Annotated in this window: 16 protein-coding genes; 5 read left to right on the top strand and 11 right to left on the bottom strand. The window is 36.7% G+C overall.

The genetic code is table 11. The annotated features are described in order from the left end of the window. Positions 1 to 82 precede the first annotated feature (82 nt). From LQ50_RS06970 to LQ50_RS06985, 4 genes are all read right to left on the bottom strand, one after another. Positions 83 to 1,108: a sensor histidine kinase gene (locus tag LQ50_RS06970; RefSeq protein ID WP_034627536.1), complete on the bottom strand. Its 1,026-nt coding sequence runs from the start codon at positions 1,106 to 1,108 to the stop codon at positions 83 to 85. Then, positions 1,101 to 1,802 carry a response regulator transcription factor gene (locus LQ50_RS06975; RefSeq protein ID WP_034627538.1) on the bottom strand — a complete coding sequence of 234 codons (702 nt, stop codon included), beginning with the start codon at positions 1,800 to 1,802 and terminating at the stop codon, positions 1,101 to 1,103. The genes LQ50_RS06970 and LQ50_RS06975 overlap by 8 nt, the downstream gene beginning before the upstream one ends. A 294-nt stretch (positions 1,803 to 2,096) precedes the next feature. Continuing rightward, positions 2,097 to 2,936 carry an aldo/keto reductase gene (locus LQ50_RS06980; protein WP_034627540.1) on the bottom strand — a complete coding sequence of 280 codons (840 nt, stop codon included), beginning with the start codon at positions 2,934 to 2,936 and terminating at the stop codon, positions 2,097 to 2,099. A 51-nt stretch (positions 2,937 to 2,987) separates the two neighbouring features. Further along, positions 2,988 to 4,202 (bottom strand): MFS transporter, encoded by a 1,215-nt coding sequence (locus tag LQ50_RS06985; protein ID WP_034627542.1) that lies wholly within the window; start codon positions 4,200 to 4,202, stop codon positions 2,988 to 2,990. A gap of 151 nt (positions 4,203 to 4,353) precedes the next feature. On the opposite strand from LQ50_RS06985, the gene LQ50_RS06990 reads away from it, so the two are divergent. Both LQ50_RS06990 and LQ50_RS06995 read left to right on the top strand, forming a co-directional pair. Next, on the top strand, positions 4,354 to 4,716 hold the full coding sequence (locus tag LQ50_RS06990; protein WP_034627543.1) for a winged helix-turn-helix transcriptional regulator: 363 nt from the start codon (positions 4,354 to 4,356) through the stop codon (positions 4,714 to 4,716). Positions 4,717 to 4,831: 115 nt separating this feature from the next. Then, entirely contained in the window at positions 4,832 to 5,626 is a 795-nt protein-coding gene (locus LQ50_RS06995; protein ID WP_034627544.1) for a zeta toxin family protein, read from the top strand. An 18-nt stretch (positions 5,627 to 5,644) separates the two neighbouring features. Here the strand turns inward: LQ50_RS06995 and LQ50_RS07000 are convergent, their stop codons facing one another. Together LQ50_RS07000 and LQ50_RS07005 are read right to left on the bottom strand one after the other, a co-directional pair. Continuing rightward, positions 5,645 to 6,502: a DUF3990 domain-containing protein gene (locus LQ50_RS07000; protein ID WP_034627547.1), complete on the bottom strand. Its 858-nt coding sequence runs from the start codon at positions 6,500 to 6,502 to the stop codon at positions 5,645 to 5,647. 452 nt (positions 6,503 to 6,954) lie between these two features. Next, the gene (locus LQ50_RS07005) at positions 6,955 to 7,659 is read right to left on the bottom strand and encodes a MerR family transcriptional regulator (protein ID WP_052144625.1); all 705 of its coding nucleotides are present in this window, start codon (positions 7,657 to 7,659) and stop codon (positions 6,955 to 6,957) included. 143 nt (positions 7,660 to 7,802) lie between these two features. Here LQ50_RS07005 and uvrA point away from each other — a divergent pair, with 143 nt between their 5' ends. Both uvrA and LQ50_RS07015 read left to right on the top strand, forming a co-directional pair. Beyond that, complete coding sequence (uvrA, locus tag LQ50_RS07010) at positions 7,803 to 10,271, top strand: excinuclease ABC subunit UvrA (RefSeq protein ID WP_034627549.1); 2,469 nt, start codon at positions 7,803 to 7,805, stop codon at positions 10,269 to 10,271. A 72-nt stretch (positions 10,272 to 10,343) separates the two neighbouring features. Continuing rightward, entirely contained in the window at positions 10,344 to 12,080 is a 1,737-nt protein-coding gene (locus tag LQ50_RS07015) for an ABC transporter ATP-binding protein (RefSeq protein ID WP_034627552.1), read from the top strand. A 224-nt stretch (positions 12,081 to 12,304) separates the two neighbouring features. Here LQ50_RS07015 and LQ50_RS07020 read toward each other — a convergent pair whose 3' ends face one another. From LQ50_RS07020 to LQ50_RS07030, 3 genes are all read right to left on the bottom strand, one after another. Continuing rightward, positions 12,305 to 12,484, bottom strand: a complete 180-nt coding sequence (locus LQ50_RS07020; RefSeq protein ID WP_084138645.1) for a hypothetical protein — start codon at positions 12,482 to 12,484, stop codon at positions 12,305 to 12,307. Positions 12,485 to 12,554: 70 nt separating this feature from the next. Beyond that, positions 12,555 to 12,827, bottom strand: a complete 273-nt coding sequence (locus LQ50_RS07025) for a hypothetical protein (RefSeq protein WP_052144626.1) — start codon at positions 12,825 to 12,827, stop codon at positions 12,555 to 12,557. Between the two features lie 61 nt (positions 12,828 to 12,888). Continuing rightward, positions 12,889 to 13,161 (bottom strand): hypothetical protein, encoded by a 273-nt coding sequence (locus LQ50_RS07030; RefSeq protein ID WP_034627555.1) that lies wholly within the window; start codon positions 13,159 to 13,161, stop codon positions 12,889 to 12,891. Between the two features lie 120 nt (positions 13,162 to 13,281). Between LQ50_RS07030 and LQ50_RS07035 the strand changes: the two genes are divergently transcribed. Then, positions 13,282 to 13,725, top strand: coding sequence for a DUF5391 family protein (locus LQ50_RS07035; protein ID WP_034627557.1), 444 nt, complete (start codon positions 13,282 to 13,284; stop codon positions 13,723 to 13,725). A gap of 75 nt (positions 13,726 to 13,800) precedes the next feature. On the opposite strand, the gene LQ50_RS07040 is transcribed toward LQ50_RS07035, so the two are convergent. Both LQ50_RS07040 and LQ50_RS25725 read right to left on the bottom strand, forming a co-directional pair. Continuing rightward, entirely contained in the window at positions 13,801 to 14,175 is a 375-nt protein-coding gene (locus LQ50_RS07040; protein ID WP_052144627.1) for an SH3 domain-containing protein, read from the bottom strand. Between the two features lie 82 nt (positions 14,176 to 14,257). After that, positions 14,258 to 14,548: a hypothetical protein gene (locus LQ50_RS25725; RefSeq protein WP_052144628.1), complete on the bottom strand. Its 291-nt coding sequence runs from the start codon at positions 14,546 to 14,548 to the stop codon at positions 14,258 to 14,260. Positions 14,549 to 14,627: the final 79 nt, after the last annotated feature.

Here is a 14,627-nt window from a genome sequence, read left to right on the forward strand (position 1 = left end):
CTTATCTCCTCATCTATTAGAAATGTAATGTTATTATATAAAGGCAATAGGTTCGAAACAATGACACGAACTTACGTTAACATTACAATTTTGTAAGGTAAGTTAACGTTACTTTTGTCCCTTTATGAACTTTTGAGGAAATACGAATCTTATGGTTCATTCTCTCCGCTATATTTTTGCATAGATAAAGGCCGATTCCAGATGCATTCCTTATTTTCCTCCCATTTTCTCCAGTAAAAAATGGTTCATAAACTCGCTTCAAATCATTTTCAGGAATCCCCATACCTGTATCTTCAATCATCAAGTGTACTCGATCTTCCTCACACTTGATCTGAAAAGAAATTTGTCTTTCTCCTGATTTAAGGGCTGTATATTTAATCGCATTCGAAATAATTTGATCTAACATCATTTTATTCCATTTTTTATCTGTCAAAACAGCGACTGCTTCTTGACTAATATTCCACTGTGGAAACACTTGATTATAAATGAACTGGTCTTTTTTTAGGTTTATAAGCTCACGCAACTGTTGAAGCAAATCGGTTTCTTCTATTGAAAAATCATGTTGAAAATAATCTAGTCGTAAATAATGTAGGGCTTGGTCAAGATGTTCATTAATTACTTGATTCTCTTTGTTAATCTTTTCAATTATTTCTTGAGCGTTTGTATTTTCATTTTGACTATATTGGACCATTAGATCAATCACTGAGGTAGGTGTTTTCATATTATGGATCATTTGTGATATGACTCTATATTTGTTTTCATTTTGGCTTTCCAATTTATTTACCTTTGCGAGTGACCTTTCCTCCAGTTTCTTAATATTCTCAATAACCATTCGTTGTTCTTCATTAAGATGTCCCTCATTTATAGAGCCATTATCAAATCTTCCTTTTTTATTCTTAATTAGATGATAAAACGTCATGTACCGGTACAATCGAATCGTCATAAAAATAATGTAAACAAACGTTACAAGTAGCCATGGATACATCATTTCGGTTTGTTGTCCGGTTTGTAACCAAAAGAAAGCCATAACAAGTCCTGAGCTGCAGTAAAGTGCAAACGTAAACAGGATGTGATCTTTAATAAAGTTGATCATGATTTTTCTATTCATTCATTTTCTCCAGATCTGCTGTAACAAATTTATACCCATACCCTCTCTTTGTATGGATTACTTCTTTCATTCCAATATCATTCAACTTATTTTTTATTCTCGAAATATTGACATTCAGTGTATTGTTATCAATAAACGAAACATCGTCCCAGAGCTCTCTTAATAATTTCTCTCGAGCGACAAGCTCATTCGGCTTTTCAGCTAAATACTTTAATATCTTATATTCGTTCTTCGTTAATTCAATCTCAATACCTCCATTGGACACCGCAAATGAATGATAATCTAAGGTGAAATTTCCGATGGTAATCTTACTTTTTTCAGGAGTAAATGCTCCGTAAGCACGTCTGATACTCGCTTTGATCTTGGAATGTAGGACTTCTATGCTAAATGGTTTGATTATATAATCATCCGCCCCTAGTTCCATTCCTAAAATTTGATCTAAATCGTTATTTCTTGCAGAAATCATAATAATGGGGACCGTACTTTCTTTTCTTAAATTTTTACAAATATGAAAACCATCCACATAAGGTAAATTGATATCTAACAAAACAATATCTGCTTTTAGTTCCAACAATTGTTCAACAACCTGCTCGAAATCTCTAATAACAACGACCTCGCACTCATAGTTCATTAACATGGTTGAAATCATTGAGCTTAGTTCAGAATCATCTTCTACTAACGCAATTTTATACAACTTTCCCAACTCCTATCCCTCACAACTAAAACCATTTGTAACTCCTTCATACCTGTTACAAACCTAGAATCAAAAGTATAATCGATTAGCGAATAGTTAGATTTTATCATTTTCTATTCCAGTCACAAGTTAGCTTACCATAGAATTATTTAGTCGGGAGGGAACCCATTTTTTGTCAGTGAGAATATTTATTTCACAAAAAGCCTTCTATGAGGGAATCAAAGAAGGCTTACGGCGTGCGAATCATGCTAACTTGCAGCTTTTATATGACAAACGCGAATTTAAATTTTTCGATTAAAAGTCAAAATTATCCGGGTCTGGACCTACTCGTTTGTTCTGATTCAGTTGATCAATCTGATCCATTTCCTCTCTAGTCAACTCAAAGTCATAGAGGTTTGAGTTAGAAATAATCCGATGCTCTTTCGTAGATTTAGGAATAATGACTACTTTATTTTGTAGGTTCCACCGGAGAATTACTTGAGCAGTTGACTTCTTGTATTTTTCTGCAATAGATAGTAGGACTTCATTTTCTAATATTTCCCCTTGCATCAATGGAGACCATGCCTCTAATTGAATTCCTTTGCCTTCGCAAAATTGCAGTAATTCTTTATTTGTTAATCTTGGGTGACGTTCTACTTGATTTACCATTGGCAGAATGGTTGCTGTTTTCATTAGTTCATCTATGTGATGAATTTGGAAGTTACTTACACCAATTGCCTTTACTTTCCCTTCTATATAAAGTGATTCTAATGCTCTCCACGCCTCTTTATATTTGTTCTCAACAGGCCAATGGATCAAGTAAAGATCTAAATAATCTAAACCTAGCTTAGTTAAACTTTCATTAAATGCCTTAAGAGTCGTCTCATAGCCCAAATCAGCGTTCCATACTTTTGATGTAATAAATAAGTCTTCTCTCTTTATGCCGGCTTCCTTTATTCCTGCTAGTAAACCTTCTCCTACACCTTGTTCATTTCCATAAATAGAAGCCGTATCAATACTGCGGTATCCTTGAACAATTGCTGCCTTAACTGCGTTGATAAGTTCAGGTCCTTCTTCTACTTTAAATACGCCAAGTCCTAGCCAAGGCATGTCAATTCCGTTTTGTAGTGTAGTTGTATCTTGTAAATGTTTCATTTGAAATTCCTCCAATGATCTATTATTCATGTCATATTTAAAATTAGTTTCTTAGCAAGCTTTCTCTAGCTGCTTTTCTACCGTAGCCTGATCTTTCTTTTCTAGTCTCACACTCCAAATCGTTAGAAAGACGGCTAATGAAACCATCACTCCCCCAATCCACCCTGTATGGATGAGACCAACCGAATCGGCAATGATCCCGCCTACGTATGAACCAATTGCAATTCCAGCATTAAATGCTGCAATATTTATAGCTGAAGCAACATCTACAGCACCTGGGACAAATCGTTCTGCTAGCATAACTACATAAACTTGGAGACCCGGTACATTCATAAATGCAAATAGTCCCATAATCGTAATAGTTACCAAACTAGCTATTTTAAATGGAGCGGTAAATGTAAGTGTAAACAGAATCATAGCCTGGATCACAAACATATATAATAATGACTGTATTGGATTTTTATTCGCTAATTTCCCACCTACTATATTTCCAATCGCAATGGCTACCCCATAGACTAGTAAAATGAGCGCTATCGTACTTGATTTAAAGCCGGTTACCTCTTGCAATAATGGTGATAGATAAGTAAAGACGACGAAAGTCCCTCCATAACCTAAAGCCGTAATGGCAAAAACTAACAACAACCGGCCATTTCTGATGAGTTTTACTTGATCAGAAATGGTTGAGCGTACTCCTTTTTTCAATCCTGCTGGAACTAACAGACTAACGGCAATTAAAGCAACGATACCAATTATGACAATCGTAAGAAATGCCACTCTCCAACCAAATTGTTGACCAAGAAATGTTCCAAACGGTACCCCTGTAACAATAGCAACCGTTAATCCTGTAAACATCATCGAAATGGCTCCAGCTCGTTTATTCTCTGGAACCAAGCTAGCTGCAATGGTTGATCCAATGGACATAAACACCCCATGTGCAAATGCAGATAAGACTCGAGCAAACAATAAAACACCGATACTTGTCGCACTTGCTGCAATACTATTTCCTATGATAAAAACAACCATAATCCAAATCAAAAGTCCTTTTCTAGACATGGTAGAAGTCAACGATGTTAGGATGGGGGCACCCAAAGTAACTCCAAGAGCATATACAGAAACCGTAAGCCCTGCCGTTTTAACAGATATATCCAGATCTTCTGAAATCAAGGGTAATAACCCCACACTTATAAACTCTGTAGTCCCTATCGCAAAAGCACTTATAGCTAAAGCAAGTAACCCCAAAAAACTCCTCTTTTTTTCTAATGGCACGATCTTCCCTCCTATTATGTGGTAATTGTTTGCCGGCAAATGTTATTATGATCTATAAATATCAAATTAAAAAGTACGTACTTTAAAGTACTATAGGTACTCTAAAGTTCTATAGGAACTAAAAAGTACCTATAAATAGGAGGAATTATAAATGAATAAAAAGAAATACAATATTTCAGTAGAGGCTACCTTAGAAGTAATTGGAGGAAAGTGGAAATGCGTCATTCTCTGCCACCTAACTCATGGAAAAAAGCGGACAAGTGAATTAAAACGATTGATGCCAAACATCACTCAAAAAATGTTAACTCAGCAATTACGAGAACTTGAAGAAGATGGGGTCATCAATCGAATCGTTTATAATCAAATACCGCCAAAAGTAGAATATGAGTTAAGTGAATATGGAAAGAGTCTAGAACACATATTAGATTCCTTATGTGCGTGGGGAGAAACTCATATCATCAAAGTATACGGTGACAAATCTGAAGTTTTAGAGGAGAATATCCTGAATAATTGAAGGTGGGATTGCAATAGGATAGACTGTTTCTTTAATAAACCTCTATGATGAGATTATTGCTTACTAACTCTGACACTTTATCCAAAGCTGAATAAAGTAAAGGGAGGAGGTTAGTATGATTCGCACATATATTTATTTGAAGAATTTATGGAAGAAAGCATTGAGACATGATTATGTACGCTCTAATAACGGTAATTGGAAAACCAATTTTCATTCAGATTTAATTAAACGCTATACAAAAAAAGCTCAAACAGCCAAAAAAGGACAAAGGCCCATAGCGATCTTAATAGGAGGTGGCACAGCTTCCGGCAAGTCCTCCTTAAGAAAATCGGTAACCCCTGCTCTCATTAAAAGCAAGAATATACAAACAATAGCAATAGACCCTGACGATATTAAAGAACAACTTCCACATTATCACAAGCTCAAAAAACACAAACCTAATCATGCAGCAGCACTTGTCCATAAAGAGTCTCGTAAGATTTGCCAAAAGGTTTTAAGTGAACTGATCAACCAACGCAAGCACCTTATTTATGAAGAAACGATGGCTAGAACAAATAAATATATGGAACTCGTAAAAAGTCTAAAAGCAGCTAACTATGAGATCTATGTTTATATTGTTGATGTTCCATTGAAAACAGCAAAAAAACGAGCCGACCAGCGTGCGAAATTAACAGGCCGGCACGTTCCACATTCAATCATAGAAAGGACCCATAAGCTTGTCCCAAGGACCTTTGAGTTAATAAAGGAATATTGTGATGAGTATAGGATCTACGATACGACTAAAGAATTACGATTAATTGCCTCCAACGATTTTCTGGATGAAAAGAAATACGCATTATTCCTAGCAAAGGGCCGAAAGAACAGAAACGATTCACCGTCTATAAGAATCCAATATAGAAGAGGGTCCTGATAAAGGACAAATTTCTGCTCAAGACCCTCTGCCGCTTTGTTTCCCATACACATGTGATTCATATTCTTGATACCACAATGTGTCGTTACCTTTTAATATCGAATACGCCCAAAATGTAGGTGGTTCATTAAGTAACAATTGATTAAATTGTGCCTTAGAAAAGATCCACGACTTTTCCACTTGATTCTGAGCTTCTTTTTTGGACATGTCCCCTAATTTCAGCAATTCCATTGTGATATTCTTTTTAAGTTTCCTTTGCATGACTTGCTCACTAATCACATATGGTTGCCAAAAGCTATGCACTCTTCCCCTTGCCACATTCACCGGAATGATTCTCGGATTCGATAAGCAGTGAATTGCCTTTTCGCTGTTCAATGATAATTGATCTTTCGCTCTTGATAAGAGGATTTGGTGTGAATTCGTTTTATGCTTTTTCCCCACTGGTCCATATACAAAATCATATTTATGTGCTTTTCCACTACGACAATCGTTTACAAACTTTCTCCACTTCTTATGAGATAATGGCCATTTTGAGTGTTGTGGCAAAGGAAAATATTTTCCATTTAAGTCTTTTAATTTATTTATATCAATATCATAGAACAAGTAAGCAGCTTTTTTTGTATCGGGGTGGTTGAAATAATTGGAAATATTCATGTTCAATCGATCAATTAATCCTCGATAGACCTGGGGGTGTTCCGCTCTAACTAATGCCCAATTTTTTGCTTGCTCACGATTACATGTCACGTAAAATCCTGGTCCAAAGTCCGTTAATCTCCTTTGAATATCTAACCAAATGCCATGTTTGAGAATGATTTTTGCCGCAAATAAATTGGTTCCATGAAATACTCGCGCTGTTGCCGGAAATACATCCTCCACTTCCCTCACCTCTATTCCCTTTACTCTATTCAAAAGCACTCACAGGGTTTACTTCTTCCTTCACCTGAATTGGATTTGATTGGATTGGATTGGATTTAAGCCATAGAGGAAGAGACGTCTTTATTTAATACTAGTTTCCATTCACAAAAGATCCTGACATTTCCAAGGGTTAATTTATTTCTTCACCAAATCTGCTTGAGCCTTATGTAGATTGCCTTTGAAGACCTTTTTCATCTTCTCCCCTTCAAGTTGGGTTCTTCATTGCTCTTCTGAAGACCTTTTAACACCTCTCCCTTTCAAGTTGGGTTCTTCATTGCTCTTCTGAAGACCTTTTAACACCTCTCCCTTTCAAGTTGGGTTCTTCATTGCTCTTCTGAAGACCTTTTAATACCTCTTCCTTTCATGTTGGGTTCTTCACACGACTACAACAAGTCAGTAACGTCATATGTAAATCACTTATTCCCTTCCACTACTTCACATAAATGAAATAAAGCACTCATCCCGCGTAACTGCTCCTTGACTAAATAGTCTAAGTGCATGAGAGATTCCCTTGTTATTTTTATGGCTGCTTGTAGATCATGCGTATCCATTTCATTCAGTACCTCTCGCACGATATCAAGTGAATAGACGGCCGTTTGAAGCGTTTGGATCACTAGAAGTTTTCTTAAATCATTTTTTGTATAGAGACGATATCCATTCTCTGCGTCTCGCTTTGGCTCAATTAAACCTTCTTTCTCCCAATGTCTTAAAGTTGAATTAGGTACTCCCGTTGCCTCTGCTGCTTCACCAATTGAATAGAATTGTTTTTTGCGAGTCAACTGATTTAGCACCTCCACACTTTCCTGTTCAAGTACTTTCAGGGCTTGTTCAGCCTTCTTTTTATCCTTAAATAACTTGGCTTGTACTTCACTAACTTTCCATAATGCCTCTGTTATTTGTTTGCTCTGAATAAATGGCATGATCTCTCGTACGAGACTCATTCCAAATCCTGAATTCATGGCACGAATACATTTAAAATAGGCTACATGCTCATTCGTATATATTCGGTAACCATTTTCTTTTCGCTCCACTTTCGGAACCAATCCCCACGCCTCATAATGACGTAGAGCACTTGTACTGACACCTAATTCATTAGCAATATCGATTGGTTTAATCACGACAACACCCCTAATTATATTGTAAAACCTTAAAGTTATATGACGGAATTTATCTATTATATCAATCAAAATTAAATAAAACATTATCATTTGCATTAATGTTATAGAATTTAGTAGTAAGAATAATTTTAGGAGGGATTTTCTTGAATCATTTTATTGAAATTAACGGTGCCAGGGAGCACAACTTAAAAAACCTCTCGCTGAAAATACCGAAAAATAAGCTTGTTGTATTAACCGGCCCTTCAGGTTCTGGAAAATCAACGTTAGCTTTAGATACATTGCAAAAAGAATGTCAGCGACAATATATGGAGTCGATGGGGATGACAACAGACGCCATCAGCAAACCAAAAGTAGAATCCATTATTGGATTATCTCCATCCATTAGTATCAGTCAGCACATTACAAATCGCAATCCTCGTTCTACTGTTGGAACGACAACTGACATGTACACGTACTTGCGCGTTATTTATGAGAAGTTAGGAGAATATCCTTGCCCCAAGTGCAACGAATTCATTCAACCACATGTTGATAAAGAAGAATACAATGATGAAACTGGATTTAAACAATTCATAGACTGCCCAAATTGTCATCATCGTATGGAAAAAATAACACGCAGTCATTTTTCCTTTAACAAACCTGAAGGTGCTTGTCCAACATGTGATGGTCTTGGCAATGTATCAGAGCTTCATCTTGAATCCGTCTTTAATGAAGAACTAAGTTTAAACGAAAATTGTGTAAGCATTTGGAAAGGACAATTCATTGATTATCAGCTTTCTATTTTAAAAGCTGCCGCTAAGTATTACGACATTTCTCTCGATCTACATTTGCCTCTTAAAGAATTTACAACCATTCAACGAACTCTGTTGTATTACGGAGTTGAAAGTGAAGAATTCAAATCAAGCTTTCCAAATATAAAAGCTCCCAAAACCGTTAGCCAAGGGAAATTTGAAGGAGTCGTTACTGGAATTTGGAGAAGGTACAAAGAAAAAGGTGGTCAATCAGGGGAAGCGAGTCTATTTTTCACTAAATGTTGTCCCGATTGTTCTGGTGAACGGTTAAATGAAAGAAGTCGTCAAGTGTTAGTAGCGGGTACCTCTATTACAAGTCTCACTAAATGGTCCCTTGATGATATGCTTATCTGGATTCAGAAGCTTGAACGAAATAATTCTACCGAAAACCTTCAAGTCGTAGAAACTCTTTTATACGATTTAAAAACGAAAATAAGAAGGATTGTCCATGTTGGTTTAGGATATTTGTCATTAGATCGACAAACGATTACACTTTCAGGTGGCGAAGCGCAACGACTTAGACTGGCTACCATTTTAGGGTCAGGCTTAACAGGTGTCCTCTATATTTTAGATGAACCTACATCCGGCTTACATCCTAAAGACACTCATGGATTGCTTCAAGTCATGAAAGAACTTAGGGATTTAGGAAATACCGTCCTAGTCATAGAACATGATGAAGACATGATGCGAGGTGCAGATCATATCATCGACATTGGCCCAGGTGCCGGCAAATACGGTGGAACGGTTGTTGGGCAAGGAACCGCGGAACAAATCATGCAACAAGAGACGTCCATTACAGGAAGATTTTTGCAAAGAGCTCCATCCATTCATTCTGTCCGAAGACCTGGTAATGGAAAATCTTTAACCGTTTATAACGCAACGAAACACAACCTAAAAAATATAACGGTCTCCTTCCCTCTAGGGATGTTCATTTCTGTCACAGGCGTATCCGGTTCAGGAAAGTCCTCTTTAGTTTTTGATGTTCTTTCTTCTGGAATAAAAGGTGTTAGGGATGGTTGTGATCATATCACTGGGTTTGAATCGATTGAAAACGTCATTACTGTCGATCAATCACCTTTAACACGAATGCAACGATCAAATATCGCAACCTATACAGACGCTTTCACTTTGATTCGAAACTTATTTGCTAGTCTACCAGAAGCGAAAGCAAACGATCTTAAGCCAAAAGACTTTTCCTTTAACACACAAGGTGGCAGATGTGAGCATTGTCAAGGTCTTGGATTTGTTATGACAAATATGCACTTCTTACCCGATGTGGAGGTAACCTGCCCAGTATGCATGGGTAAACGCTTTAAGGAATTCATACTTGAAATCACCTTTAAAGGAAATACGATCTCATCGATACTCGACTTAACGATTGAAGAAAGTCGTACTTTATTTAGCGATGTGAAAAAGATCGGACCAATTATTGACCTGTTGTGTGACGTGGGGTTAGGATATTTAAGCTGGGGTCAATCCGTCACGACCTTATCTGGAGGTGAAGGTCAACGTCTGAGGCTCGCTAAAGAATTGTACAAGCAAAAGTCGAATCACACCCTCTATCTACTTGACGAACCAACAACCGGATTACATCCATCCGATATAGATAACCTTCTTCTCCTATTAAATCGACTTGTCGATGCAGGAAATACAGTCATTGTCGTGGAGCATACATTGGAGGTGATCCGATCTTCCGATTGGGTTATTGACATCGGCCCAGACGGAGGTGAAATGGGAGGACAAATTGTTGCACAAGGTACACCAGAACAAATTGCCCTGATAGATAAATCACATACCGGTAGATTCCTAAAAAGATCTTCATAAATTTGCAACTTCCCTGCTTCTGGTTCGTATGAATCAGAAGCGATACTACTTCATTTAAAGGAGTCCCTACTTATGGAAAAAGGAAATAAACAAATGCTTAAGCCATTCTTATCCCTTATACTTTCAACGAAAATACCAAAACTTGCACTCACCTTTGGACTAGTTGGTAGTTTAATCACAACCATCGTTGGACTTACCATTCCCCTTTTAACGAGAGAATTAGTCGATGGTTTCTCGATTGAATCTCTTAACATGACTCTGATTGCAATCATCATTATCGTCTTCATTTTACAAGCGGCGATTGAGGGGTTTTCCTTGTATGCCCTTGCGTATGTAGGACAAAAAATTGTCGCAGCCTTACGAGAGAAAATGTGGTTCAAACTTATTCGACTTCCCGTTCATTACTTTGATAAAAGCAAAAGTGGAGAAACCGTTAGTCGTGTAGTCAATGATACTGGAATTGTCAAAGACTTAATCTCCCAACATTTCCCTCAATTTATTGGTGGAATTATTACGATTATTGGTGCTGTAATTATCTTATTTATCATGGATTGGAAAATGACTTTATTAATGTTTATTGCCGTTCCCATTACGGTGCTTTTTATGGTTCCACTTGGGAACAGAATGTCAAAAATATCACGCAATCTCCAAGATGAAACAGCAAATTTCACAGGAAGTGTTCAGCAAACCTTAAGTGAAATTCGCTTAATGAAAGCATCCAATGCTGAAAAAACAGAAGAAAATAAAGGATTAGCGGGTATTAACAAGCTATTTTCCTACGGTTTAAAAGAAGGACGGATCTTTGCTCTTATTGCACCACTAATGTATTTAGTCGTTATGGTTGTCATTGTTATCATAATTGGATACGGTGGTATTCGAGTAACTGAAGGAACCATGACGACGGGATCTCTCGTAGCTTTCTTACTTTATCTTTTCCAAATTGTATTCCCGATTACTTCCTTTGCCATGTTTTTCACTCAGCTGCAAAAGGCTCAAGGGGCCACGGAAAGAATCATTGAAATTCTCGATATCGATGTAGAAGAAGGACAAGAAGGAAAAGAGCTAGATATATCCAATCAAGAGATTTTTGTCGATAATGTCTCCTTTTCCTACAATGACGAGGAGCCCGTTATCAAAGATGTATCCTTTAACGTCCTTCCAGGAACCATGGTTGCATTTGCAGGACCGAGTGGTGGTGGAAAAACAACGATGTTTGGTTTGCTTGAACGCTTTTACGAACCAACGAAAGGTGACATCTTGATCGGACATACCTCGATAAGAGAGCTATCTATGCACTCATGGAGAAAACAAATTGGCTATGTATCTCAAGATAGTCCGATGATGGTAGGAACGATCCGAGATAATTTATGCTATGGCTTAGAAGACCGCAAAGACATTGATGATGAACGATTGTGGGAAGTGGCGAAAATGGCCTATGCAGACCATTTTATCAAGGAGTTCCCAAAAGGCCTTGATACTGAGGTTGGTGAACGTGGAATCAAGCTTTCTGGTGGACAAAGGCAACGTATCGCTATTGCACGTGCGTTCCTAAGAAATCCAAAAATCTTAATGATGGATGAAGCAACCGCCAGTTTGGATAGCCAATCAGAAGGAATTGTCCAACAAGCTTTAACAAGACTCATGGAAGGCCGAACCACATTTGTCATCGCACATCGTTTATCTACAATCGTCAATGCCGATCAGATTATCTTTATTGAAAAAGGGCAAATCACTGGGACGGGTACACACCAAGAGCTAGTCCAATCTCATGAGCTCTATCGTGAGTTTGCTGAACAACAATTAACATAAATTAAATATTATGTTTCCTTCCTATTAACCTTTTGCTAACTATAAGAGGTGCCTCAAAAGGTCTATTTTATGCTTTTTGAGACACCTCTAAATATTCTATTTAAATAAAATCGAACGTCTTCACTTAAGATCTTCATTGAACGTCTATCGGAGAAAAAATATAAAATAAACACTAAAGCCTGTATCATCATTAAAACAATACGACGATACAGGCTTTTTCTTGTTTACTTTTCCCTATAAAAATTTGCAACAATAAACAAAAGCACTCCTACGATGATCAATGGAATTGAAAAGGCAGGGTAAGGTTCAGGAATCCCTTCTACTAGCGCTAGTGCCATTCCGACGGCATTAATCCATATGCCAATATATACTAAGTTTCTCCCCTTTTTAGTATGCTTTTTCAATTTGATCCTCCATTTCTCTTACGAACATGATCGCTATCAATTCCTTTCGCCTGTATAAATTTTGAAGCAATCATACAGATCCATAACTAGAACGTTTTTTTAAACCAAACAAGATCGCGAAGCAAACGATTGTTAAAAAGAAGAAAGTCACAAAATAGATCAGCGGATTTCCTACGACCCCAAAAGCAACTTCATTTTGTAAATAATTCGTATTTTCATAACTCGCGAGTATATCAGGCATATATGTTACCGTTTGATAATATCCAAAAGCCATTACACCTAGAAAATAAAGTAAATGAATGATGACAGATAGAGACAGTGACCAAATCATTACTTTTTTCAATTACATCCCTTCCTTTCTTGCTTTATATCCAGTTCAAACAAGCTTCATATATTCGTATCCGTTATTGTTGACGTTCAAAGGAATCAAAAGTCTCAAGCCACTTAAAGGTTTTGTTCTCTTCATCCCATTCAAAAACAGTAATCTCTCCCCAAGAAGAATAGATCACAATCTTGTTATCACCTAAAGGGATAATTCGACCTTCATTTGAATACGTTTCAATTTGCTGCGGAAAATCTGGATAATATGAACCAGAATCCGAGCAATTTCCTAACACAAGTAATAGTAAACATATGAATATACCAATTAAAATTCCACGATTAGGGTTATCTTTCATCTTTACTCCTTTCAAACTTGTTGTTGCAATAAAACCGCATTAGTCTTCTTTAAAATTGTAACGACATCATCAATATATGCTATATTGTATATGGTAAAAAAATACAATGGAGGTAACAAGGTGCAAACGAAAAATAACTTTAGCGCTATCTTATTAACATCGCTATCCGCTTTGCTATTCTGTGCTTTAATCGTTGTAGGGTCTCTTTCACCACTTGCCAATTTAGGAGCTAACGCAAACCAATTTGGTGATTTAGGGATGTGGTTAGCCATCGCAATGGTGATTTTGTGTTATAGCCTACCCACCATTCTTTATTTTTTAAGTGTAAGCGCGATGAAAGTAATGATGACCATTTTTTGTGCTCTCGGTATAATCATTCACACGTTCATTATTTTAGTCCTATCTGTTATGACCTTTATTCATGTTAGTTTGACACCGACTATTTTAGGAATATTTGGGTTATCTTTCGCTTCTATTCTTCTCAATTTCATCTGGCTTTTTGTCGTTTTTGGAAAGCTACCAAAAAGGGTAAATAGGTCTACTATTAGTGGCGAGCGATTGTAACTATTATTACTGTTAAAACGCTAAAACTAGTATGCAAGTGTCTGTTTTTGTATCCTTGTATACTAGTTAAGAAAATCATTTGTCTTCTAGTATGTTTTCTAATGGTACCCAACCTTCTTCTAAGGTTACGATTTTTCTGACCCAAGCCCATCCATTGATTTCTTTTAATTTCAGTAATTTTTCACCCACCTCAACGTTCAGTTCTTTTGCAACATAATCCTCTAGCATAACCGCTTGCTTTCCTTGCTTATTAATCAATTGTTCTGGCACCCATCCTTCTGAACAAAAATCAAGAGTGAAACAATAGATCCAGTTCTTCCACTCTTCATTGTCTTTATATGTTTTACCTACGATGATTGGTTGCCCTTTTGAAAGAGTAATTGGATTAGGATAGTTACTTTTATGTCGTTTGATGACTTCATAAACAAGATTATTTTTATTCATATCCATACAGATAACCTCACTCACGTTTAGTAATAAGCTATAAAAAACAAAGATCTAGTGATTTACACTCTAATAAACCTCACTCACGTTAGCTTATGTTTTTATTTACGGTAATTCCTTTATAGATAATATAAATAAATAAAGCGCTGATTAAGATAAGTCTAATAACAGAAGAATTAACTAGAATAATAGTTAGGAAAAAGAAGCCAACAACCGATCCAAATTTAGTAAGAGCAATGGCTTCTTTAGAAAACTCTGGCTCCTCATTATACCTCCACCTATTTCCAAATAGCATTGCTTCTTCTGTGTCAAAATATGCCCAAATAAGGAAACCATAGATTGGAACAAATAATATAAATAATATGAGAGTCTCAGCCACGGGACATCCTCCTAATTGTCGTCTTCACTATTCATACGATTGAACAATAGTTATCGTTTCAAAAACCTTATCACAAGTA

Source organism: Halalkalibacter okhensis, assembly GCF_000787375.1.
GTDB classification, from domain to species: Bacteria; Bacillota; Bacilli; order Bacillales; family Bacillaceae_D; genus Halalkalibacter; species Halalkalibacter okhensis.